Raw genomic sequence first — 22979 nt, 5'->3', positions numbered from 1 at the left:
CGATGATCATCGCCGCGCCGCCGCCACCGCGATGGCGCCGTCGACGCCGAAGCAGGCGGGATCGGAGACCTCGCCGTACAGCTTCACGATCCGGGCCCGGATGCCGTTGGCCGGGGCGAGCGAGAGCCGCCGTGTCGGCGAAGGACAGCACCAGGACGGCCTGCGTGCCCTGGAGCGGGAACCGCTCCCGGACCTCCAGGCCGGACGGGGTCATCAGGCCCCGTGGCTGCCCGGAGAAGGCGTGATCGCCCTCGGGCGGCAGCTGGGCCGGCTCGGTGCCGGCGGTGCTGTGGGACAAAACGGATACTCCTGATCGTATGAGCTGATCCCGAACATACCGGCGGCGATGGGAAGCCGCCCACGGTGATCCATGGAGGACCGGATACGCTGAAGTTGATTCGAGACAGCGACACATCGACATTGCGTGTGATCGTCAGCAGACAGGAGATGCCCTCGTGACCGTCGTCGGGCCGTTCGGACTGCACGTGCGGGACCAGGCTCTTGAGGCCGGTGTCCAGGCGGGCCTGGCCGCTGTCGAGGCGGGGCTGCTCGAAGCCACCAAGAGCGACGTGCCCTTCATCACGGACGCCGCCCAGCACCTGGTGCGTGCAGGGGGCAAGCGTTTCCGCCCGCTGCTGGTCATGCTCGCGTCACAGTTCGGTGATCCTGACGCGCCGGGAGTCGTCCCCTCGGCCGTCGTCGTCGAGCTGACCCACCTGGCCACGCTGTACCACGACGACGTGATGGACGAGGCCGACGTGCGGCGCGGGGTGCCCAGCGCCAACACCCGCTGGGGCAACTCCGTCGCCGTCCTCACCGGCGACTTCCTCTTCGCCCGCGCCTCCCACATCCTGGCCGACCTCGGCCCCGAGGCCGTCCGCATCCAGGCGGAGGCCTTCGAGCGGCTCGTCACCGGCCAGATCCTGGAGACCGCTGGCCCGCGCGAGGGCCGCGACCCGGTCGACCACTACCTCGACGTGCTCAGCGGCAAGACCGGCTCGCTGGTCGCCGTGTCCGGCCGGTTCGGCGCGATGATGGCCGGGGCCGACGAGCGGACCGTCGACGTCCTCACCCAGTACGGGGAGCGGCTCGGCATCGCCTTCCAGCTCGCCGACGACGTCCTCGACATCGCGTCCGACTCCCACGAGTCCGGCAAGACCCCCGGCACCGACCTGCGCGAGGGCATCCCGACGCTCCCGGTCCTGCGGCTGCGCGCCCAGGCGGCGCAGGACGGCAAGCCCGACGACCTGGAGCTCGTCGAGCTGCTCGACGGCGACCTCAGCGGCGACGAGGCCCTGGCCGAGGTGCTGCGCCGGCTGCGCGCCCACCCGGCGCTGGAGCGGGCCCGCCAGGACACCGTGCGGTACGCCCAGGAGGCGCGCGCCACGCTCGCGCCGCTGCCCGAGGGGTACGCGAAGTCCGCGCTGGAGGAGCTGTGCGACGCCGTGGTGCACCGCGCGGGCTGAGGACGTGCCGATGCCGTGGTGCACGGCGTGGGCCGAGGCCGCATCGGCGCGCGTTGACGCGGCGTCACCCGGTGGTGGTCTACCCCTACTGGATGACGTAGGTGCCCCTTCCGGTTGTCATACCGGAGCAGTAGGCGGAGTTGATCCCCCGGGCTGACGCCTCGGGCCGTCCGTTTTGGTCAGATGGATACCAACGGAAGCCGCCGACCACGGAGGTAGGGCACACCATGGACCCGAACGACAGCGCAGAGACCGCCGGCGAGGCCACGGGCACGGGAGCGGGCCGCCGCAAGGCGGCGCGCTACATCGTCCCCGTCGCGGTCGCGGGGGTGGCGGCCGCGACCATCGGACTGGTCCCGGCGCTCGCGAACTCCGGCGACCCGGACCTGCCGAAGATCAGCGCACAGGAGCTCATCGAGAAGATCGCCGCTTCCGACGAGGAGCAGCTCTCCGGCACGTTCAAGATCAGCACCGACCTGGGCCTGCCCCTCGACGGCCTCGCGGGTTCGCTCGTACCGGGCGGCGCGGGCACGGGCGACAAGGACGGCGGCGCGGCGGCCCCGCAGGACAAGCTCATGGAGCTGACGTCCGGTACGCACACGCTGCGGGTGGCCGCCGACGGCCCGGAGCGGCAGAAGCTCTCCATCCTCGGGGACGCGTCCGAGTACAGCCTCATCCACAACCAGGGCGAGGTCTGGGCGTACGACAGCAAGTCCGGCGAGGTCTACCACGCCGAGGCTCCCAAGGGCCGGGAGGGCGGCGATGCCAAGAAGGCTCCGAAGCCGCCCAAGGGCGCTCCGGCGACCCCGAAGGACTTCGCCGAGCAGGCGCTCGCGGCGGCCGGGGACACCACCTCGGTCACCGTGGACGGCACGGCGCAGGTCGCCGGGCGGGACGCGTACCAGCTGCTGATCAAGCCGAAGCAGTCCGGTTCGACGATCGGCTCGGTCCGCATCGCCGTGGACGCCGAGAACGGCGTACCGCTGAAGTTCACCCTGTCCGCGGCGAGCGGCGGCAAGGCCGTGGTCGACGCCGGGTTCACCAAGGTCGACTTCTCCGAGCCCGCCGCGTCCACGTTCGCCTTCAGCCCGCCCAAGGGCGCCAAGGTGACCGAGGCCGACGAGCTGGAGACCGGCAGGGACGAGCACGGTGCGGCGCAGAAGGCGCTCCCCGGGCAGCTGGCCGAGCTGGACGGCTTCGAGGGCGTCAACGTCATCGGCAAGGGCTGGACCTCGATCGCCGAGATCAGGACCCCCGGCGGCAAGGGCCTCCCCGCGGCCGGCTCGGGCGACGTCCCCGCCGAGGCGCAGGGCTTCCTCGACGCGCTGGGCGACAAGGTCACCGGGAAGTTCGGCTCGGGCACGGTCTTCAAGACGCGCCTGGTCAATGCCCTGCTGACGGACGACGGCTCGGTGTACGTCGGAGCGGTGACGAAGGACGCGCTGGTGCGCGCCGCCGACGCCGCCAGGTAGGACACGCCCGGCGCCCGCCGTGCCGGGCGTCCGGCGCCGGACACCCGCCCCGTCGCACACTGTGCGGCGGGGCGGCAACGCCGCAGGGACCTGGCAGCCGCGCGGACGGGAGAGGTGCGACCGGGATGACGACGACGGGCACAGTAGCCGCGGATACGGCGGGCGCGGCGGGAGTGGCGGACACCGCGCCGGTCATCCGCACCCGTGGCCTGACCAAGCGCTACCGGGGCGGCCAGCTCGCCGTGGACGGCCTCGACCTGACCGTGCCCGCCGGCAGCGTCTTCGGCTTCCTCGGCCCGAACGGCTCCGGGAAGACCACCACGATCCGGATGCTGGTGGGCCTCATCGACCCGACGTCCGGTACCGCCGAGGTGCTCGGCCACCCGATGCCGGCGGCCGCCCGTACGGTGCTGCCGGAGGTCGGCGCGCTGATCGAGGGGCCCGCGCTGTACGGGTTCCTGAACGGCCGGGACAACCTCCTGCGGTACGACCGGGCCGACCCCACCGCCGACCCGCGTACCCGCCGGGCCCGCGTCGGCGAAGCCCTGGAACGGGTCGGGCTCGCCGCCGCCTCCGGCAAGAAGGCCAAGGCGTACTCGCTCGGCATGAAACAGCGCCTGGGCCTGGCCGCAGCCCTGCTCCGGCCGCGCCGGCTGCTGGTCCTGGACGAGCCGGTCAACGGCCTCGACCCGCAGGGCATGCGCGAGATCCGTTCCCTGGTCCGGGAGCTGGCGGCCGAGGGCACCACGGTGTTCCTCTCCTCCCACCTGCTGGACGAGATCGAGCAGGTCTGCACGCACGCCGCGGTGATGGCCCGGGGCCGGCTGATCGTCCAGGGCCCGGTCGCCGATCTCGCCGCGAGCGCCCGGGGCCGGCTCGCCGTCACCACCCCCGACCCCGGGGACGCCGCGCGCATCCTCCGGGAACACGGGCTCACCGGCCTGAGCGCCGAAGGCGACCGGCTGACCGCCGACGCCCCACCCGCCGCCGTGGACCTCGCCGACCTCAACGCGGCGCTGGTGGCAGGCGGGGTGCGGGTGCGGTTCTTCGGCGCGGAGCGGGGTTCGCTGGAGGACGCCTTCGTCGCACTCACGGGAGAGGGATTCGATGTCGCAGGCTGAAGCCGAACCGGCGCGTTCGCGCAATCCGGTGCGTTCCCGATATCCGATGCGTCCCCGGCATCCGGTGGGCCCCCGCACGCCGCAGCGTCCCCGCAGTCCGCTGTGGACGCTGGGACTCCTGCGCTCCGAGATCACCACGCTGCTCCGCCGCCACCGGACCTTCGCCCTCCTCGGCGTCCTCGCCGCCGTACCCGTCCTCATCGGGATCGCGGTCCGGATCGAGACGGGCGGCGGCGGTGGCGGGGCGGGCGGCCCGGACGGCGCGGCGGGCCCGGCGTTCCTCGCCCAGGTCACCGCCAACGGCCTCTTCCTCGTCTTCGCCGCCCTCGCCGCGACGCTGCCGGTCTTCCTGCCGATGGCCGTCGGGGTGGTGGCGGGCGACGCCGTCGCGGGCGAGGCGAGCAGCGGCACCCTGCGCTATCTGCTGGTCGCCCCGGCGGGCCGGACCCGGCTGCTGCTCGTGAAGTACGCCTCCGTCCTCGCCTTCTGTCTGGTCGCGACCCTGGTCGTGGCGGCGTCGGCGCTGGCGGTGGGCGCGCTGCTGTTCCCGGTGGGGGAGGTCACCACGATCTCCGGGACCCGGATCGGCTTCGGCGAGGGGCTGGTACGGGCGGCACTCACGGCGCTGGTCGTCGCGGTCTCCCTGACCGGGTTCGCCGCGCTCGGGCTGTTCGTCTCGACGCTGACCGGCAGCGGGATCGGGGCGATGGCGGCCACGGTCGGGCTGCTGATCACGGTGCAGATCCTGGACAGCATTCCGCAGCTGGGCGCCGTGCACCCGTACCTGTTCTCGCACTACTGGATGTCCTTCGCGGACGTCCTGCGCGAACCCGTCCACTGGGACGACCTGACCAAGAACTTCCAGCTGCAGGGGCTGTACGTCGCGGTGTTCGGCTCGGCGGCCTGGGCCCGCTTCACGGCCAAGGACATCACGGCCTGAGAGGACGACCAGCGAAAACGTGTGGCTCCTGGCCGGATCGGATCGGCGGGAGATTGTCCGCGCCGTCGGCCGGGCGAGCCGTCCCCCGATCGGCTCGTCGCGGCACGAACGGCACGAACGGTGCGGAAGACGGGAACGACACGACACGGTACGTTCCGTTTCTGCCTGGATATTGTTCGGTCTTTGGCGACGAGATGTCAACAAGAGATTGGCTGGAACCCCTCTATGCTCACCGAATGATCACATCGTCGAGCAGTGTGCGCCGCAGCGAACGGTCACGGCGCGCGATCCTGCGGTCCGCCCTCGACCTCTGTACCGAGCGGGGGTACGGGCACGTCACGATAGAGGCCATCGCGGCCGGCGCCGGGGTCAGCAAGAAGACGATCTACCGCTGGTGGCCGTCGAAGGGCGCGGTTCTCCTGGAGGCGTTCACCGACGCCCTGGTCGACGCCACCCCGTTCGTGGACACCGGCGACATCGGCGCCGACCTGCGCGCCCATGTCGCCGGCGCGGTGAAGGTGCTCTCGGTCCCGCCGCTCGGCCCGGCCTACGCGGGCATCCTCTCCGAGCTGCACCACGACGACCTCCTGGCCCAGCAGCTGCGGGAGCAGCTGGTCGACCCGCGCGTCGAGGAGGCGATCGGCCGGCTGCGCAGCGCCCAGGAGAAGGGCCAGATCCCGCCCGGCGCGGACCTCCCGCTGGCCGTGGAGATGCTGTACGGCCCCGTCTACTACCGCCATGTGCTGCGCAAGCCCGTCCAGGACGAGGAGACGATCGCCGCCCTCGTGGACCACGTGCTGCGCTCGCTGCGGGCGCCGGGGTACCAGGACCCGCCCTGATCGCGGTTCGTCGTAGTCACGCAGTGCGTCACCTTCCCGTCCGCCGGTTGTTCCGCCGTGTGGCGTCGCTCGCCTGGTGCGTCGTGCGGATGTCCCCGCGCTGGACGGCGAAGACCGTGGCCGAGTCGCGGGCGGTGTTGTTCTGCTCCAGGACCACGGTGGCGCGGCCGTACCCGAGCGCTCCGTCGACCTCGGCCGTCAGCCGCGCCAGCGGCGCACGGCAGGCCGGTTCCCGGCACAGCAGCTCGCGCAGTTCCCGGGCCCAGATTCCGGACAGGGCCCGCCGTACGTCGTCGGGGGCCGTCGTCGTCCGCACCAGGGCCGCCGCCTCGTCCAGTTGCGCGGCGACCTGAGCGGTGCCGGCCGGGGCGTCCCGGCGGAAGAGGTCGAGGACCGCTTCCCTGGCGCCCTGCCACAGGTCCGTGGCCATCGCCGCCACCACGGCCGCGGCGCCGGCCTCGGCCAGCAACGTCAGTTCGTCGGTCACGTGGGCTCCCTCACTTCTTCCCGTCGATGTTGATCGTGCCGTTCCCCAGCGCGTAGATGACGCCGTGCCCCGAGGCCTTGCTGATCATCTTCGTGTTACCGGCCGGCCTGTCGGTGGCCGTCCGGACCGGCGCGGGCCCGGTGGCCCGCGGCGCGCCGTACGCGGGCACATGCAGCCAGGCGGACCCGGTGAACTCCTTCTCCCGCACCCCGACCTGACGGAACGAGGCCGGATCGATGCCGGGCCGCCCCTCGCACACCGCCGTCTCGTGGAAGTGCTCCGACACGAGGAGCGCGGTCGTCGCCTCCTGGGCCTCTGCCAGGGCGGCGCGGACCGGCTCGGCGTCCAGCAGCCGGGCGAGGACCTCCAACGGCCGGCCGGTGACCGTGCCGTCCCGGTCGACCTGCACCGACCCGGCGTGCAGGGCCATCCGGAGACGGATCTGCGTGGGAGCCCCGGCCAGCAGGTTGTGCGCCCGCAGATGCTCCGTCAGCTCATGGACCAGCGGATGGATCAGGCTCGTCTCGGGCGTTCCGGCCGGGGCCACGACCCGCATGCCGTCGCCGAGATCGTGGCGCAGGCACGCCTCCCAGTCGACGCCGCTCCGTGTGAACGACGCGCACAGGGCGGTCGACAGTGTTTGCCGGATCTGATCGAGCGCCACGTCACCGCGTCCCGACGAGCCCGCGATGTCCACCGCGAACAAGGCCCGGTATTCACGCGCTTCTTCCATGCAGCCCTCCTGGCCGTGCCCCGTGCTGATGTGCCCTGTCGTGCCGAGTCGTTGTCGTGTCTGTCGTGTTGTCGCGCCGTGTCCTGCCCGTGGTTCCACTGTGCCCCGATTGAACCCGGCGGACCCCGTCGTAATACTGGATCGGCTCGACAGCGCGTGAGCAGCCGTCGACGGCGACCGAAAGGCCGGCGACCGAAAGGCCGGGGCCAGGAGGCGAGGACGCATGGACGGCACATCACCGCGCCGGGGGACGCCTGGCCGGAGACCCGCAGTCGAGGAGACCTGGCCCCGATCGAGCGTGCTGGGCTCACTCGCCGCACCGGCCCGGGGACGCCTCCTCGCGCTGGGCGCGGTCCGGCGCTACGAAGCCGATCACGTGCTGATGCGCGAGGGGGAGCGGACGGCGTTCGTCCTCGTCCTCCTGCACGGCGTCGTCAAGGCGACCGGGCGGGCCCCCGACGGCCGGGACGCGCTCCTCGCCGTCCGCATGGGCGGGGACCTGGTCGGCGAGTTCGCCGCCGCGGACGGAGGCCCCCGGTCCGCGACCGTCACGACCTGCGGGGACGTGGTCGCGCGGGCCGTCAGCCGGGAGGACTTTCTCGCCTGCACCCGCGATGATCCCGGTATCGCCCACGCGGTGAACGCCGCCGTGGTCGCGAAGCTCCGGGCCGCCAACACCCATCGCGTCGACTTCACCGGCTGCGACGCCGCCACCCGGCTCGCCCGGGTGCTGCACCAGATCGTGATGACCCACGGCGAGCGGTCCGGTGCGGGGGCGGTGATCCGCTGGCCGATCACCCAGCCCGAGCTCGCGACCCTGTCCGGTACGGCGGAACCCACCGTGCAGAAGGTGCTGCGCCGGTTGCGCCAGGCGGGAGTGATCTCCACCGGCTACCGCACCGTACGGGTCGAGGATCTCGACCGGCTGAGCGACCTGGCCTTCCGCGAACAGCTCTGAGCCCGACGGGCACCTGTTCCCTCCCTGGCACCTGTTCCCTCCCTGGCACCTGTTCCCTCCCTGGCACCTGCTCTCTCCCCGGCGTCTGCCCCTCTCCGTGCCGGATCCACTCCTGCAGCTGATCGGCGACGCCGGAACCCGCCCGGCCGAGTGTGGAGCAAGTTGGAAGAAACAGTCGTACGACGGGTTCGTGTGCCCCGACCCTCGCTAGCCTCACCACCTGAAGCCAGGAAAGCGGCGCTGCTGTGCACCCAACTTATCTGCGCTTTAAGGCACTTGGAGTGACTGCGACGCTGTTGGCGAGGCGTCGACCCGGCGCGTGGCCGCACTCCGTGAGCGGGAGGAGTGGTGGGCCATGGCAGAGACGGACGGCTTCGCGGGGGAACCGCACGGGCCCGTCCCCGAGGCGGACGGCGAGCCGATGCGCGCCGACCACCGCATCGACATCGCCGGGGACGCGTCGGGAACGGTGATCGCGGGCAACCACAACGTGGTGATCGACGCCAACGGCTCGATCGTGAACGTGCTCCCGCCCCGGGAACGCCCCAGGCCGGAGCGGCGGGAACGGGTCGCGCTCGTCCCCCGGACGCAGCGCGAGCCGGTGGGGCGCGAGGCGGACCTGGACGAGCTGAAGGACGCCCTGCGCAGGCACGGCATGGTGCAGCTGTGGGGACCGCCCGGTGTCGGCAAGAGCGCCCTGTTGCGGCATGCGGCCCGCTCCCTCGCCCCCGGCCGGGACGGTGTGGTGTTCCTCAACGGGGCGCATCGCGAGGCCGAGGACATCGCCCAGGAAATCTTCGAAGCCTGTTACGAGGCCCCGGGCTACGCGCCGACCGAGGGGGAGCTGCGCCGGCTCATGCACGACGTTCACGTCACGGTTTACGTGGACGACGCCGAGCTGGCGCCCGAGCGGCTGCGGGTGCTCGCGGACTCCGCCCCTGACGCGAAGTTCGTCCTGGCGAGCCGGGAGCGGTCCATGCCCGGGGAGAGCGGGGAGCTGGAGCTTCAGGGGCTGGCCCGCGCGGCCGGGATGGACCTGCTGGAAAGGGAGTTGCGGCATCCCCTCCCCGACGCCGAACGGGGAGCGGCCGAGGAGCTGTGCACCGTGTCGCTGGGCCGGCCCCTGCTCCTGCTGCGCGCGGCCGGACTGGCCAGGCTCGACTCGTCGGGTGAGATCAGGCTGCCCCGGGCGGCCGAGATCGACGGTGTCCTGCCGCTGCTGCTCGACCGTCTCGACCTTCTCGACACGGAGGCCGTGAACGCCCTGCACCTGCTCGTGACGCTGGGTGACGCGGAGGTGGCCCCGGAGCACGTCGGCGCCCTGTGCGCGGTGCCCGATCCGGCGCCGGTGTGCGCCCGGCTGGCCGGCCTCGGTCTGGCGACGGTCACGGAACGCGGGTACCGGAGCGCCGCCGACGTGATGCCGGAGGTGCGGCGACGGTTCCCGGGGCCCGTCGCCGTGGACCGGCTGTGCGACCACTTCGTCCGCTGGGCCGAGCTCGCGACCACCACGCCGGCCCAGGTCGCCGACCACGCGCGCGCGTTGGAAGTGGTGGCCGGGATGGCCGAGCGGCAGGGCCGGCCCGACCTCGCCGTGCGGGTCGCACGGGCCGTCTCGCCCTTCCTCGCGGAGTCCCTGCGGTTCGGTGTGTGGGGGCGGCTGCTCGACCAGGGCCAGAACGCCGCCCGGCAGGCCGGCGACGCGACGGCAACCGCCTACTTCACCCACGAGAAGGCCGTCAGGTGCCTGATGATCGGCCAGCGGACGCTGGCAGCAGTGCTCCTGGCCGAGGCGGTGGTGCTGTGGCGGCAGCTGGGCGACCACGAGGGCGTCGACGCCGCGCTCAACGCCCAGCAGTACGCCCCGCCGACCCCGCCGACCCCGCCGACCCATCCGGCGCCGGACACCGGGCCGCTGGGCGAGGGCCCGGGGGCGCCGCCCGGCAGCGACCCCGGCGCGGGCCCGGGAACCGAACCGGGGACGATGACGGGGCCCGAACCGGGCACCACAGGACCCGGCACCGGCACCGATCCCGGCTACGACCCGAGCGCCTCCCCCGGCTACGACCCGGTGGGCCCATCGGGGTCCGACCCCGGCGGCTGGGGGTGGTCCGACCCCGGCACCGCACCCGCCGCCGACTCCGTGACGGCAACGGCCTCCAACGCCGGCGCGCAGCCAGGGGCGGACCTCGGGGCGGGGCAGGGAGCGAATCCCTGGACCGCGCCGAACCCGGCGGCGGACCCCACGACGCACATCGCCGCCCACTCCTCCGGCGCGGCGGGCGCGGGGGGAGTGGCAGCGGGGGGCGGGGCGGCGGCCACCACGACAGCGGCCCTCTGGGCGAGTGTGGTCGCAGTCGTCCTGGGCGTCGCCGCCGCGCTCGTGATCGGGGTGGCCGTCTACCAGGAACTGGCCGAGGAGAAGCGGATAGTACCGGTTTCGGGCTCTGTCACGGAGTCCTCCGGCGGTTCCTCGGGCGGTTCCTCCGGCGGTTCCTCGGGCGGTTCCTCGGGCGGGTCCACCGACGGCCCCTCAGACGAGCTGGCCGGAGTGTGGCAGGAGGAAGGGGGATCCCTCTTCAACATCACCAGGACCGGGGGCGGGGCCTACAGCCTCAAATCGATCGGCCCCTGCGGCGAGACCAGCACGCACGAGGTCACCGGAGGCTCGGGAAGCTACCGGGGCAGGATGCCGGTGTGGGACGAGTCGTCCTGCGGTAAGCGCCTCGGGGAAGTGGTCCTGTCGATCGACGTCTCCTCCGACGGCACCACCGCCGACGTCGACGTGACCGAGCCGGCCGGCGTGGAGTGGGAGTGCTACACCTGCGGATCCCGGACCTGGACCCGTCCGTCCTGATGCCATGAGAACCGAGCAGTCCTCAGTGAAACCGAAGGAGAACTCCCATGCCGTCCTCCACAGGCGACCAGTACACGATCCGTATCGGGGGTGACGTCTCGGGGACCGTCGTGGCGGGTCACGGCAACCGGACCGATGCCAGCCGAACCGGCGAGGCCGAAGCCGATGCCACCCCCCGTGTGCATGCCGATGCCGATGCCGACGCCGGAGCCACCCAGAAGACCACCGTCCGGGACCACGGCACGTCCTACACCGTCATGAGGGGTGAACTGAACATCCACCACGACGCCCCCTGCCGGTCACCGGAACCGGTGGAGACTGACCGACCGACCCCTACCTGAAGCACTCCAGGATCAGCGGCAGGTCCTCCAGCCACTCCTGGAGGCGGGCCCGCCTGCGGGCGGCGAGGAGGCAGGGGTGGGCCGTGCCGTGGTGCAGGTGGACGACGACCTGGAGGTGCTTGGGGCCCGCCGCCGCGTACGTCACGGTGCTGATCTCGGCCCAGGTGTACTGCACCTCCGCGTTCTCCGGGCCCAGCGTGACGCCCGTCTCGTCGACCAGGAGGGAACTCCCCGGGCCGACCGCCACGAACGTGAGGTCGGCGAGGCCGGCCTCGGCCGGTGCGCCGCCCGCCGGGGCGAGTTCGGTCGGGGCCTGGTGCGGCAGCAAGGCAGGGGACGGGGCGTACGAGGGCGGCGGCGGTAGCACCGCCACGGTGGGGGCGTACGCCACGGCAGGCGCATGAGCCGGGGCGTCCGGTACGAACAGGTCCAACAGGCCCGCCGGTGTGGGCCGCCGGTCCGGTTCCTTGGCCAGGCACGCCGCCAGGACCGGCCGCAGGCCCTCCGGCACGGCGGCCAGATCCGGCGGCTCGTGCACCGACCGGTACATCATGCCCATCGGGGTGCCCGCCCCGAACGCGCTGCCGCCCGCCGCCGCGACGAGCACCGCGCCCAGCGCGAACACGTCGGCGGCGCCACCGACCTCCTGCCCCTGGGCCTGCTCGGGCGCCAGGAACCCCGGCGTCCCGAACGCCATGCCGGTGGCGGTCAGGCGGGTCGACTCCAGGGCCCGCGCGATGCCGAAGTCCAGAACCCGGGGGCCGTCCGGCGCCATGATGATGTTGCCGGGCTTCAGGTCGCGGTGCACCAGCCCGCAGCCGTGGATCGCCGCCAGCGCCTCGGCCAGCGCCGCGCCGAGCTGCCGCAGCCGTACCTCTCCCATCGGCCCCTCGGTCTCCAGCAGCGCGGAGAGCGTGGGCCCGGGAACGTACGCCGTGGCCAGCCAGGGCGCCGTCGCCTCCGGGTCCGCGTCCACCACGGGTGCCGTGTGGAAGCCGCCCACGCTGCGCGCGGCCGCGACCTCGGCCCGGAACCGCTCCCGGAAATGCGGGTCGCCCGCGAGCTCCGGGCGGGCCACCTTCACCGCCACCGCCCGCCCGCCGCGCGAACGCGCCAGATAGACGGTGCCCATCCCGCCGGCGCCCAGCTCCCGCTCCACGGCGTACCCGCCGATACGCTCCGGCAGGCCCGCGCCGACCTGTTCCGGCAGGCCCCGGCTGCCGTCCGCCCCGTACTCCATACGCTGCACGCCCCCCTGTGCTCAGGCGGTCAGTATGCCGCAGGGGTCCCGCCGGACCGGCCGCCGTGCAGCGCTCGCCGTCCGGCCTTGGCCGTTCACGCCTCCGCCGTCACGTATCGGCCGTTGACGTCCGCCGTCACGCCTCCGCCGTCCACCGGTGGCCGGGCCCGGTGAGCCGGGCGATGCTGGTCCTGCGCGTGCCGGCTCCGGTGCTCCGGTGCTCCGGCGCGCCGAAGCCGGAGGGCGGTGGAGCCGTGTCGGACGCCGAGATCCCGGCCGGTCCCGGAAGGCCGGCCGAGGCCGTACTGGCGACGCTGTTCGCCCAGTCCGCCGTCGGCCTGTTCGTGCTCGACCCCCAGCTCCGGCTGGTGCGCGCCAATACCGTCGTCGAGGGCGTGGAGACCGGTGAGTACATCGGCCGCCGGTTCACCGACGCCTTCCGGCTCGACGACCCGGACGGCTCCGAGCAGCTCTTGAAGCGGGTGCTCGCCGGGGAGGGCCCGTTGCGCGACCACCTGGTCCGGGGCAGGCTGCGCCGGATCCCCGGCGACCGGCAGTTCCTGGTCTCCGCATACCGGATCGACGGCCCCGGCAGCGGTCCCGACGCATCCGCCCTCGGCGTGTTGGCCGCGGTCGTCGATGTCACCGAGCGGGAACGGGGCCGCGCCCGGGAGGCCGCGCTCGCCGCCGTGCGGGACGCGGTCGGCGGCTCCCTCGACGTCGCCGCCACCTGCCGCGCCTTCATCGACGCCCTGGTGCCCGGTTTCGCCGACCTCGCCGTCATCGAGGTGGTGGACGAGGTCCTGCGCGGCGCCGACCCGCCGGTGGGCCCGCTGCCGCCCGAGACCCCGCTGCGCAGCGCGGCAAGCGGCCGGTGCGACGCGGTTCGGGACGGCGCGGAGGCCGGGAGCGGGGCCGGGGTCCGGTGGAGCACGGGCGGGGCGACCCGCCGCCTCCCCGCCCGTACGCCGTACGCGCTCGCCGTCGCCGATCTGCGGGCCCGACGCGTCGCGCTCGGCCCCGACAGCCCGTGGCCGGACACCGACCCGGACGAGGCGCACGCCGTCGCGGAGAGCGGCGCGCACTCCCTGATCGTCGTGCCCCTCACCCTGCGGGGCGCGGTCCTCGGGCTGGTCAGTCTCTACCGCTGCGGGGCGGCCGAGCCCTTCGACGATCACGACGTCTCCCTCGCCGTCTCGGCGTGCACCCGGGCGGCCCTCGGCATCGACAACGCCCGCCGTTACGAGCGCGAGCACGTCATCGCCTCGACCGTCCAGCGGCGGCTGCTCCCGCAGGCCGAGCGGCGGCAGGCCGCCGTCGAAACCGCGCACGTTCTGCTTTCCGGCCGGGACAGCGGCTGCTGGTTCGACACCATCGCCCTGTCCGGTGCCCGTACCGCGCTCGTCGTGGGCGGCGTCGCGGGCGAGGGCCTCCAGTCGGCCATCGCCATGGGCCAGCTGCGTACGGTCATCCAGGCGCTGGCGGGACTCGACCTGGAGCCGGAGGAAGTCCTCGCCAGGCTCAAGGACACCGCCGACCGCCTCGCCGGCGAGCGGGCCTCCCTGCCCCCCGACGACTCCCTCCAGGGCGAATCCCTGAGCGCGGGCTGCGTGTACGGGGTCTACGACCCGTTCAACCGCACCTGCACCGTCGCCCGCGCCGGGCACCCCGCACCGCTGATCGTCGGCCCCGACGGACGGGCGGTCGCCCTCGACGTACCGGAGGGGCCCGGTCTCTTCTCCGCCGACAGCGCCCTCTTCGCCCCGGCCACCGTCACCCTGGAGGAGGGCAGCCTCCTCGCGTTCTGCACCGCCGAACTGCTCTCCGGCGACGGCTCCGCCGAACACATCACGCAGACCCTCGCCCGACCGGGCCGGAGCCTTGAGCAACTGGGCGACGACATCGTCTACGCGCTGCCGGACGACACCCGCTCCGCCGGCGCGGCCCTGCTCCTGGCCCGTACGGGGACGATCTCCGATCACCGGTTCGCCACCTGGGACCTGGCCCAGGACCGCACGACGCCCGCCACCGCCCGGGTGCTCGTACGGGACCGGCTCCAGGGCTGGGGCCTTGACGAGGACACCGTCGAGGCGACCGAACTGATCGTCAGCGAGCTCGTCACCAACGCCGTCCGCTACGGCGCGCCGCCGCTGCGGCTGCGGCTCCTGCTGGACTCCGCGCTGACCTGCGAGGTACACGACGGTTCCACGTCCTCCCCGCACCTGCGGCACGCCCGGACCGTCGACGAGGGCGGCCGGGGCCTGTTCATCGTCTCCCGCCTCGCCTCCCACTGGGGAGCCCGCCACGGGCCGGACGGCAAGGTGCTGTGGACCGAGCAGGAACTGCCGGGCGACGCTTCCGGGCCGTTCCCGCCCCCGCCGGAGTGATTCCGACCGGTACGGTCCTGCCGATCGCGCCGATCGCGCAGAGTGCTCCGTATGACGACACCCGCGGAGCTGCTCCGCTCCTTCGCCCGCACCCGCGCCTCCCTCGACGGCGAGGAGGTCACGTACTGGTGGTACGGAGACGTGTACTCCTGGGCCCCCGACGAGCCCTACCAGCGGGTCTTCGGCTTCGAGGGCCTCAACGTCTCCCGTCTGGTCCAGGACGCGGACGCCGGGCCGGACGCGTACCAACTACTCACCCGTGAGGCCGCGTTCTACCTGGATCCCGTCAGCCGCGAGATCCTGGAGACCTGGCAGGACCTGCCGGTGGTGCACGTCTGGAACGACCCGGCGAACCAGAAGTGGCGACCCTTCCCGATCCCGACGACCGACCTCGGGGATCAGGTCTGCTTCAGCCTGGAGATCCCGCTCGCCTACCCGTCGCCGCTGCCGGTGGCCCAGTACCCGGTCCACTCGGCGGGGGACACGTACAAGGCCCTGGAGCTCTTCCAGTTCTTCGCCGACCGCGCCGACCTGGCGGGGCCGGCGCCCGGCGTCCCGGCCACCCTGTCGTGGAGCCGGATGTCCCCGTGGCTCCCCTGGATGGCCCGGGGGCAGCGGCCCGGCGGCCTCACCTTCCACTGCCGGGGCCGCAAGCTCGGCGCGTACACCGAGGTCCCCGAGCGCACCCGTGCCCACATCGCCGCCCACCATCCGGAGTTCGCCCACGCCCCGCAGAAGTGGAGCGAGCCCAACGAGACCAGCTGGACCTACTTCCGCAAGCTCAACCCGCCCCGGAGTTGAGGGACGTTCAGCGGACCGTGATGTTCCGGCCCGGGCCGCCCTCGACCGTGTCCTTTCCGGAGCCGCCGATGATCAGGTCGTCGCCCTCCTCGCCGTGCAGCACGTCGTCGCCGCTGCCGCCGAGCAGGACGTCGTCACCGTCCCCGCCCATGACGTGGTCGTCGCCCTGGCCCGCGAACACGATGTCCGCACCGCCGTACGCGTCGATCATGTCGTCGCCCCGGCCACCCCACAGCCGCTGGTCGCCGTCGTCGCCCATCAGGTGGTCCATGCCGTCGCCGCCGTCCAGGACGACGCGCCCCATGACCATGTCGTTGCCCGCGTCGCCCCGTACCGTGTGCGCGGTGTGGGCGTGCAGGGTGTCGTCACCGGGGCCGCCGCTGACGGTGGCCACCCCGAGGTCGCTGGTGGCGATCTCGTCGTCGCCGTCGCCGAGGAAGACGTCGATCCGGTCCGGCCGGGCGCTGTCGGTGGGCAGTTCGCAGACGACGTAGGTCTCGTCCCCGGGAGTGAGGTACGTGCAGTGGTCGCCGGGCCGGAGCGGGACCGTGTCGCGGAAGCCGACGCGCCGGACGCCGTCGGCCTGATCCATCGGGACCACATGGAGGTCGTTGGCCTGTCCCGGGGCGGCCGTGAAGGTGATCGACTGCTTCGCCCAGTCGGCGCCGACGCGGGCCTTCGCCCCAGTGGCGGCGGGGGCCGCGACGGCCGGGGAAGCCGTGAGGCCGGCGGCGATCAGGGCCACGACGGCTGCGCCGGCGGTGACTTGGTGGCGGTTCATGGGACCTCGTCTCGATGGGGTGGCAGCCGGTGGGCCGGCCTGCCGACGGGATGGCTGTCCGGGGGCCGGACGGGCGGCCGTGGGGGTGGCGTCCTCGCCTCCTCGCGGCCGCGGTCGGCGCGCTCCGGCGCCCCGGACAGCTCCGGTTCGTCCCGGCGTGGCCGGGCGGTGCGGCGTCGCGTCAGCTCACATTGACGTCCACGCAGGCGTAGAAGGCGTTGGCGGTGTCGGCGATGTTCCACACGGCCAGCACCTTCTGCTTGCCGGACAGGCCACCGAAGTTGACCTGGTGGGTGACGGTCTCACCGGGCCGCGCGCCCCCGTCGTTGAACTCCGCGATCTTCCGGCCGCCTGCGTAGTACTGCCAGGTGCTGGTGGCATGACGTGCCGTCAGCCGCCAGTTGAAGCTGGTCGTCCGGCCGACCGGGGTGACCTTCCAGCCCTTGCCGTCGTTGTCGAGCTCGGCGAAGGCGGCGTTCCCTCCGCTGCAGCTCGTCAGTCCCTTGGGGCCCTCGACGCTCTGCGGCTCGTACTTGATGGCACCGCAGGAGACCACGCCGGAGGCGCACTGGGCCTGGCGGCTGGGGGGCGAGGATATGTAGCCGTGCGCGCTCGCGCTGCCGGCCGGCAGGCTGACGGCCAGGAGCGGGGCGATTCCCGCGCCGATGGCGACGGCTAACAGCTTCTTGCTTTTCATGACAACTCCTCTGTGGGGGTCCGTGCCTGCCCGCGCGACGACGGGATAGGCATGAGCATGTCAAGCAGTGACGCCGTGGCGGTGGGGCTGTCACGGGTCGCGACGGAAGCGTACCGCGCTTGGTCTAGACCAAGCTAGTGCCCCGACGCGACCCCTGTGCCGCGCCCGGGGGTGACCGCTGTGCCGCGCCCGGGAGTGGCCTCCGTGCCGTGCCCGGCGGCGACCGCTGTGTCACCGAACAGCCGCTCCAGGACCACCGCCACCCCGTCCTCCGCGTTCGACAGGGTCACCTCGTCGGCTGCCGCGCGCAGTTCCGGGTGCGCGTTGCCCATGGCCACCCGGTGGCCCGAACCGGCGAACATCGGCAGGTCGTTGGGCATGTCCCCGAACGCCACCGTCCGCTCGGCCCCGACCCCCAGCGACTCGGCGGCCAGGGCGAGCCCCGTGCCCTTGTCCACCCCGCGCGGGGCCAGCTCCACCGTGCCGGGCCCCGCCATGGTCACCGTCGCCAGATCGCCCACGGCCCCGCGCGCCGCGGCGGCCAGCGCGTCGTCGCCCAGCTCCGGATGGCGCACCAGCACCTTGATCACGGGCCGCTCCCACAACGCGGCGCGGGAGCCGACGCGTTGGGCGGGAAGCGTCGGGTTCGGCATCCGGTACCCGGCCTCGATCAGGGTCACCCCGTCCACGCCGTCCTGGTCCACCGCGGCGAACACGGCCCCGACCTCGGCCTCGATCTTGCCGAGCGCGGTGTCGGCGGCCTCGCGGTCCAGGGTGACGGACCGCAGCAGACGCCCGTTCCCGGCCTCGTAGAGCTGCGTGCCCTGGCCGCAGACGACGAGCCCGGTGTACGCCAGGTCCGCGAGCAGCGCCCGTATCCCGGGGACGGGCCGCCCGGTGACGATCAGGTGCCGGGCGCCCGCGGAGGCGGCGAGGGCGAGCGCGGCGCGGGACCGGGCGCTCACGGTGTCGTCCGGACGCAGCAGGGTGCCGTCCAGGTCTGTGGCGACGAGGGAATATGCGGGTGGCGTGGGCATGGGCCCCAGCCTAGAAGGGCCCGAACGGCCGCGACGGAGCCGCACGGCAAAGCCCCACCATGCAAGCAGGGTGCAGCTGTTGCCCAGGTGGCTCAGACGGTGCCGAAGTCTCCGGCCCGGACGCCGGCCACGAAGGCGCTGAACGCGGCGGCGGGGACGGTGAGGGCCGGGCCGCTCACGTTCTTGGAGTCGCGGACGGGGACGATGCCGTGCGGGGTGGCGAGGTTGGTGGCGACCTCGACGCACGCGCCGCCGTTCTCGCTGTAGGAGGACTTGAACCAACGGAGAGATTCGGTCGTCACGGGGTGCCCTTTCGTAACTGCTCGATCATGACCACGGATGCCGCCTGGGAGAGGGCTTCGGCCTGCAACTGATGGTAGGCCGTCAACAGGGGCACGACAGAGGTGCTGTCCCGTTCGAGTCGGCCCCGTTGGGCCGACTCCGCGTAGGAGACGAGCGAGCGGTTCTGCATGGTCAGGATGTACAGCGGGAGACTGAGGGGGCGACGGTCACCCATGTCGAAGGGGGCGACCTGAAGCACGGTGTTCGGCAGCGAGGCGAACTCGACCAACCGCTTCAACTGCACGTCCATGGTGGCTGGGTCGCCTACCGGGCGTCGAAGACAGCTCTCGTCGAGGACCACGAAGACCAGCGGTGGGGGCGTGCGGATCAGCGCGGCCTGTCGCTCCGAGACGAGCGAGATCCGCTCTTCGCCCTGCTCGGGAGTGATGGCGCCTCGCTCGACAGCACGGGCGGTGAGGGCGGATGCGTACTCGGGCGTCTGGAGGATGCCTGGGATGACACCCACTTCGTACAGCCGGATCTCCGCTGCGCGTTCCTCGTGGGTGATGTACTCCGGAAACCCCTCCAGGAGGGCTGTGTGCCTGATGGCCAGACTCTGGCGATGTAACCGTTCGCCGGAGCCGAGCGCCCTGTCAGCCTTTGCCGCGAAGGGGCCAGTTGGAGATCGCCGACCAGTTTCCACGGCCGAAATATGCGCCCCGGAGCATCCCATGCGTGTGGCTAGTTCGTCCTGCGTCCAGCCGCGCTCGTCCCGCAAGCTGCGGAGAAGCGCTCCGAAAGCGGCACTCGCCGACCGCTCGGGATCCAGTTCCTTGCGGTTCACCATGGGAAACCTAACTTGCCTGGCAGTTTGCGTAAGTTGAAGACATCTCGACCGTAGGCCACGCTGAATCGCCCCGGTAGTCAAACGGCTACAGAGAGGAGCGATAGGTGTACGGCGAGAACGTTTGCCCGAACGTGCAACAGCCTCCCGACCCCCCGGCCCCCGGCACGCTCATGGTGGACACCGGCCGGGGCGACCGCGTGGGCGAGTTCCGCGGAGTCTCCGGCCCCTACTGGTCGTTGCGACCCGTGGGTGGCGGGGCCGAGTGGGAGGCCGAGCCGCACCGGGTCCGGCCCGCGCTCCTCATGGAGCAGCTCCGGGCCAGGACCGCACGGCTCAACGCCCGCAGCCGGGGTGAAGTGCTGTGAAAGCGGCGCAGGCGCAGGCGCGTTGGTACGTCGCCGAGAGCCACGGCGGTGACGCGGCGCGGTCCGTCCGGCTCGGCGGGATCGTCACCCCGACGCGACGGCTGGCCCTCCGCTGGCTGCGCCGGCAGGCCCAGCGCTTCGCGGACGCGCTCGACCCGGACCCGTACGCCCCCTGGGTTCCGGTCCGTGCGCTGTACCCGGTCGCCGGGGGCGGCCGACGCGACGCACCGGCCGAACTCCGTTCCTGGGCGGCCAGTTTCCGCGAGCACGACTATGCGCTGGGACGACTCGCGGACGGGCTGCCGTACGAGTTCGTCGCCCGGGACGCCGCGTCCTGGTACGGGCTCGTCGTGCGCCCCCTGGCCGCTGCCCGTGTCCCTTCCACTTCTCACCGGCGAGGATGAGCGTCATGTTGCAGTGCACCGCCTTCACCGAACTCCCCGAGATGGGTGCGCGCGTCGCGCTCATGAGTCCGGCGGACGGGCCCGGCCGGGCGTCGGAGGCGCCCGAGCTGGACGAATTCCTGCTCTGTGAACTCGGCGAGCACGACGACGGGACCGAGCACGCGGCCCAGCTCTGGTCGGCCTCGGCTGCTGCCGGGCGGGACCTGTGGCTGTTCTGGACCGAGGCCGACGGACGCCGGAAGTTCCGCTTCGAGGAACTGCTGCCGTGCCCGGCCGTCATCCACCGGCTGTCCGTCAGGGAAGGGGACGCCTGCGTGCTGTACGACCGGCACCCGGCCGCGCACTCCTGGGACGTGACGGATCCGCTCGCCGATCTGATGGCGGAGCGGATCCGGGAGGACGTACGGCGTGACCGGGACGGCGGGTGCCCCGCTTAGCGCCGCTTGCGGCCGACCGTGTTCCGGGGGCTCCCGGTGAGCGTGCCGACGCCGGTGCGCCGGCTCACGTGGTCGAGGGCGGCGCCCACGCCGCGAGGCCGTGCGCGACGCGTGCGGAAGCTGCGGATCACCGGGGTCGGGTCAGCTCAGGCAGAACTCGTTGTCCTCGGGATCCGCCATGACGATCCAGCTCCCGCCCTGCTCGTCGACCGTACGCAGCACCCGCGCGCCCAGCCCCGCCAGCCGCTGTGCCTCCGCGTCGCGCTGCCCCGGCGCGGAGTGCACATCGATGTGCAGGCGGTTCTTCACCGTCTTCGGCTCGGGCACCCGCTGGAACAGCAGCCGCCGCCCCTGCCCCGTTCCGCTGACCTCGTCGTACGGGTCGTCAGGATGCCGGGCCGCCGCGAGGTCGAGCCAGGCTCGGCGGCCGTGGGCGTGGGTGGTGATGGCCTCGGGCACGGCTCCGGCCGCGAGCAACCGCCCGACCAGCGGGCTGTTGTCCTCGACGAGGTAGCCCAGGGCCGCCGCCCAGAACCCGGCCTGCGCGTGCGGGTCGGCGCTGTCGATCACGAGCTTCCAGGACAGTGTCTGTGTCATGGAAACCGTTTATAGTGGTTACATGAGCGACAAGGCAACGGACACGCCGGAACGGTCTGAGGTGCCGGGGTGGGACCCCGGTCGGCGGGAGTCCTCCGGGCTGTTGCTGCGGCATCCGGACGGCAGTTCGTTCCGGTTCGATCCGGGCGCCCTGTGCCTGGAGCTGCTGCCCACCGGGGGCCCCGGCCGGTTGTCGTACTTCGAGGTGCTGCGCGAGCCGGCCGACCTGGTGCGCTGGGCGGAGGAGAGCCGGTTGCCCGACGGGCTCGGTCCGGGCGACGGGCCCGATTCGGGTCAGGGCCCCGCGCTTGTCGTGAGCGCGGCGGAGGTGGCGGACGCGCGTGCTCTGCGCGATGCGCTCTGGCGGCTGGCCGAGGGGCAGGTGCACGGGACGCCGCCCGGCCCGGACGACCTCGCCGTCCTCAACGACGCGGCGGCCCGCCCGCCCCTGGCGGCCCGGCTGACGGCGGGCGGCGACCGGGCGTGGGCTCCGGGGGGTACCGGGACCGGGCTGCTGGCCACCGTCGCCCGCGATGCGGTCGACCTGTTCACCGGGGCGTACGCCCACCGGATCCGCACCTGCGGCGCGCACGACTGCCGCCTGCTGTTCGTCGACACGTCGCGCCCCGGCAGGCGCCGCTGGTGCTCCATGGAACGCTGCGGCAACCGCCACAAGGTCCGGGCCCACCGCGCCCGGCTCGCCGCCGACGGCGACTGAAGGGGGCTCCCCGCCCGTCCAGTGGGCGCCGACTGTCTCTGTGCATGGGGCACGAAAATCTGTGCCCGCCGGAGTAGACATTGGATGGTCCTGTGGCTATGGTTTCTCTCGTAGCCCAGAGAGACAGCAGGGCCCGGCAGAGATGAACTGCCAGGCAGCAGTACACGCAGTTGCCGTTCGCAGGACGGTGCGGTGGTGGAGTTTCGAAGCCAGGGTTTTGCAGGACGGCGACGGGACTGGCGACCGCACCGGGTGGCCCGCAGTGATCAGGGGCCGCCGTCGTAGTACCGCGGTTCAGCAGTACCCGCAAGTGCGGTACCCAGCAGTGAAGTCAAGTGAGCAGCACCTCGGTGAAGGCGTCGGCTGCGGGCGCGCGCACCGGGAGGTTCGGCAGCGGGGTTCCAAGCCGGAGCAGACGCAGGACGGGCGACGGGGCTGGCTGTCGAAGGGTGGTGCTTTCACAGGCCACGGAGCAGTACGCAGGAGCGCAGTACCAGCAGTAGGCAAGTGATCGGTCCCAGAGGGAGGAACGGAGGAGCAGGGCGCCATCAGGATCGCCCGGGTGCAAGACGTGGGCCCGGGTACCGCAGGACATCGATAGTGAGGTGGTCTCCGGTCAAGCAACCGCGATCCCCGCAACCCCGGCAGCTTCCAGGCCGGGTCGGCGGAAACAGAAGGCCGGCGCAGTAACCAGGGCCGGCAGATGGTGTAGCAGTTCCTTCGGGGCCCGAGTGCCGTACGGCACTCGGGCCCCTCCGCGCATTCCACAGAGAGGTGCAAATGACAGCAGACGACTCGTTCGGCCGTCTCGACGACGACGACTATCCCGCCTACACCATGGGCCGGGCCGCTGAGATGCTCGGCACCACGCAAGGCTTTCTCCGGGCCATCGGAGAAGCCCGCCTCATCACCCCGCTGCGTTCCGAGGGCGGGCACCGCCGCTACTCCCGCTATCAACTGCGCATGGCGGCGCGCGCCCGGGAGCTCGTCGACCAGGGCACCCCCATCGAGGCCGCCTGCCGCATCGTCATCCTCGAGGACCAGCTCGAAGAAGCCCAGCGCATCAACGCCGAATACCGCAACGCCGCCGCGTCGGACAACCCGGCGACCGAAGGCTGAGGTGGCGCCCCCGCCCGGCCCTGATCGGCAGGCGCCGGTCGGGCATCACCGCG

At 72.7% G+C, this 22979-nt stretch carries 24 protein-coding genes and 1 pseudogene; 15 read left to right on the top strand and 10 right to left on the bottom strand.

The features are described from left to right. Positions 1–124: 124 nt before the first annotated feature. A pseudogene (locus IG90_RS47275) lies at positions 125–298 on the bottom strand (peptide MFS transporter); the annotation flags it as partial. A 157-nt stretch (positions 299–455) separates the two neighbouring features. Between IG90_RS47275 and IG90_RS0106890 the strand changes: the two are divergent. From IG90_RS0106890 to IG90_RS0106870, 5 genes are all read left to right on the top strand, one after another. Continuing rightward, positions 456–1466: a polyprenyl synthetase family protein gene (locus tag IG90_RS0106890; RefSeq protein WP_030579099.1), complete on the top strand. Its 1011-nt coding sequence runs from the start codon at positions 456–458 to the stop codon at positions 1464–1466. A 227-nt stretch (positions 1467–1693) separates the two neighbouring features. Then, the gene (locus tag IG90_RS0106885; RefSeq protein WP_030579096.1) at positions 1694–2938 is read left to right on the top strand and encodes a LolA family protein; all 1245 of its coding nucleotides are present in this window, start codon (positions 1694–1696) and stop codon (positions 2936–2938) included. Between the two features lie 125 nt (positions 2939–3063). After that, a complete protein-coding gene (locus tag IG90_RS0106880) occupies positions 3064–4059 on the top strand; it encodes an ABC transporter ATP-binding protein (protein WP_030579092.1) in 996 nt (331 codons plus the stop codon). 46 nt (positions 4060–4105) lie between these two features. Further along, positions 4106–4999, top strand: coding sequence for an ABC transporter permease (locus IG90_RS0106875; protein WP_030579089.1), 894 nt, complete (start codon positions 4106–4108; stop codon positions 4997–4999). 236 nt (positions 5000–5235) lie between these two features. Further along, on the top strand, positions 5236–5838 hold the full coding sequence (locus tag IG90_RS0106870) for a TetR/AcrR family transcriptional regulator (protein ID WP_030579086.1): 603 nt from the start codon (positions 5236–5238) through the stop codon (positions 5836–5838). A 28-nt stretch (positions 5839–5866) separates the two neighbouring features. Here IG90_RS0106870 and IG90_RS0106865 read toward each other — a convergent pair whose 3' ends face one another. Both IG90_RS0106865 and IG90_RS0106860 read right to left on the bottom strand, forming a co-directional pair. Continuing rightward, positions 5867–6325 (bottom strand): hypothetical protein, encoded by a 459-nt coding sequence (locus IG90_RS0106865; RefSeq protein ID WP_030579083.1) that lies wholly within the window; start codon positions 6323–6325, stop codon positions 5867–5869. A gap of 10 nt (positions 6326–6335) precedes the next feature. Next, positions 6336–7058 carry a hypothetical protein gene (locus IG90_RS0106860; RefSeq protein ID WP_030579080.1) on the bottom strand — a complete coding sequence of 241 codons (723 nt, stop codon included), beginning with the start codon at positions 7056–7058 and terminating at the stop codon, positions 6336–6338. A gap of 223 nt (positions 7059–7281) precedes the next feature. Between IG90_RS0106860 and IG90_RS0106855 the strand changes: the two genes are divergently transcribed. The 3 genes from IG90_RS0106855 (at position 7282) to IG90_RS0106845 (ending at position 11214) form a co-directional block, all read left to right on the top strand. Beyond that, entirely contained in the window at positions 7282–8016 is a 735-nt protein-coding gene (locus tag IG90_RS0106855; RefSeq protein ID WP_030579077.1) for a Crp/Fnr family transcriptional regulator, read from the top strand. A 355-nt stretch (positions 8017–8371) separates the two neighbouring features. After that, complete coding sequence (locus IG90_RS0106850; RefSeq protein WP_030579075.1) at positions 8372–10873, top strand: ATP-binding protein; 2502 nt, start codon at positions 8372–8374, stop codon at positions 10871–10873. Positions 10874–10920: 47 nt separating this feature from the next. After that, entirely contained in the window at positions 10921–11214 is a 294-nt protein-coding gene (locus IG90_RS0106845) for a hypothetical protein (RefSeq protein ID WP_030579072.1), read from the top strand. Here IG90_RS0106845 and IG90_RS0106840 read toward each other — a convergent pair. After that, positions 11207–12454 (bottom strand): serine/threonine-protein kinase, encoded by a 1248-nt coding sequence (locus tag IG90_RS0106840; RefSeq protein ID WP_051860039.1) that lies wholly within the window; start codon positions 12452–12454, stop codon positions 11207–11209. The genes IG90_RS0106845 and IG90_RS0106840 overlap by 8 nt on opposite strands. A 254-nt stretch (positions 12455–12708) precedes the next feature. Between IG90_RS0106840 and IG90_RS0106835 the strand changes: the two genes are divergently transcribed. Together IG90_RS0106835 and IG90_RS0106830 are read left to right on the top strand one after the other, a co-directional pair. Next, complete coding sequence (locus tag IG90_RS0106835) at positions 12709–14841, top strand: ATP-binding SpoIIE family protein phosphatase (protein WP_051860041.1); 2133 nt, start codon at positions 12709–12711, stop codon at positions 14839–14841. A 51-nt stretch (positions 14842–14892) separates the two neighbouring features. Further along, positions 14893–15642, top strand: a complete 750-nt coding sequence (locus tag IG90_RS0106830) for a DUF1838 family protein (RefSeq protein ID WP_030579063.1) — start codon at positions 14893–14895, stop codon at positions 15640–15642. A 7-nt stretch (positions 15643–15649) separates the two neighbouring features. Here IG90_RS0106830 and IG90_RS0106825 read toward each other — a convergent pair whose 3' ends face one another. The 5 genes from IG90_RS0106825 to IG90_RS0106805 form a co-directional block, all read right to left on the bottom strand. Then, positions 15650–16423 carry a calcium-binding protein gene (locus IG90_RS0106825; protein WP_030579059.1) on the bottom strand — a complete coding sequence of 258 codons (774 nt, stop codon included), beginning with the start codon at positions 16421–16423 and terminating at the stop codon, positions 15650–15652. Positions 16424–16604: 181 nt separating this feature from the next. Then, positions 16605–17120 carry a lytic polysaccharide monooxygenase auxiliary activity family 9 protein gene (locus IG90_RS0106820; RefSeq protein ID WP_030579056.1) on the bottom strand — a complete coding sequence of 172 codons (516 nt, stop codon included), beginning with the start codon at positions 17118–17120 and terminating at the stop codon, positions 16605–16607. 134 nt (positions 17121–17254) lie between these two features. Next, a complete protein-coding gene (locus IG90_RS0106815; protein ID WP_051860040.1) occupies positions 17255–18157 on the bottom strand; it encodes an HAD family hydrolase in 903 nt (300 codons plus the stop codon). 92 nt (positions 18158–18249) lie between these two features. Next, positions 18250–18459 (bottom strand): DUF397 domain-containing protein, encoded by a 210-nt coding sequence (locus IG90_RS0106810; RefSeq protein ID WP_030579048.1) that lies wholly within the window; start codon positions 18457–18459, stop codon positions 18250–18252. Further along, positions 18456–19286 (bottom strand): helix-turn-helix domain-containing protein, encoded by an 831-nt coding sequence (locus tag IG90_RS0106805; protein ID WP_030579045.1) that lies wholly within the window; start codon positions 19284–19286, stop codon positions 18456–18458. The genes IG90_RS0106810 and IG90_RS0106805 overlap by 4 nt, the downstream gene beginning before the upstream one ends. A 104-nt stretch (positions 19287–19390) precedes the next feature. Here IG90_RS0106805 and IG90_RS0106800 point away from each other — a divergent pair, with 104 nt between their 5' ends. Genes IG90_RS0106800 through IG90_RS0106790 form a run of 3 tightly spaced genes read left to right on the top strand, consistent with a single transcriptional unit; the run spans position 19391 to position 20492 of the window. Further along, a complete protein-coding gene (locus tag IG90_RS0106800; RefSeq protein ID WP_030579042.1) occupies positions 19391–19651 on the top strand; it encodes a hypothetical protein in 261 nt (86 codons plus the stop codon). Then, entirely contained in the window at positions 19648–20055 is a 408-nt protein-coding gene (locus IG90_RS0106795) for a hypothetical protein (RefSeq protein ID WP_030579039.1), read from the top strand. Before IG90_RS0106800 ends, IG90_RS0106795 begins: the two co-directional genes overlap by 4 nt. Before the next feature lie 5 nt (positions 20056–20060). Next, positions 20061–20492 carry a hypothetical protein gene (locus IG90_RS0106790; RefSeq protein WP_030579036.1) on the top strand — a complete coding sequence of 144 codons (432 nt, stop codon included), beginning with the start codon at positions 20061–20063 and terminating at the stop codon, positions 20490–20492. Positions 20493–20633: 141 nt separating this feature from the next. On the opposite strand, the gene IG90_RS0106780 is transcribed toward IG90_RS0106790, so the two are convergent. Continuing rightward, positions 20634–21089: a VOC family protein gene (locus IG90_RS0106780; RefSeq protein ID WP_030579033.1), complete on the bottom strand. Its 456-nt coding sequence runs from the start codon at positions 21087–21089 to the stop codon at positions 20634–20636. A gap of 22 nt (positions 21090–21111) precedes the next feature. Between IG90_RS0106780 and IG90_RS0106775 the strand changes: the two genes are divergently transcribed. Next, positions 21112–21807: a CGNR zinc finger domain-containing protein gene (locus IG90_RS0106775; protein ID WP_411572615.1), complete on the top strand. Its 696-nt coding sequence runs from the start codon at positions 21112–21114 to the stop codon at positions 21805–21807. Between the two features lie 780 nt (positions 21808–22587). Then, a complete protein-coding gene (locus IG90_RS0106770) occupies positions 22588–22926 on the top strand; it encodes a MerR family transcriptional regulator (protein ID WP_030579029.1) in 339 nt (112 codons plus the stop codon). The last annotated feature ends 53 nt before the right edge of the window (positions 22927–22979 follow it).

It is taken from the genome of Streptomyces anulatus (genome assembly GCF_000721175.1).
Classification (GTDB): Bacteria; Actinomycetota; Actinomycetes; order Streptomycetales; family Streptomycetaceae; genus Streptomyces; species Streptomyces anulatus_C.
Note: the sequence above shows the minus strand (reverse complement) of the source record. Positions and strands in the feature narration are given on the sequence as shown.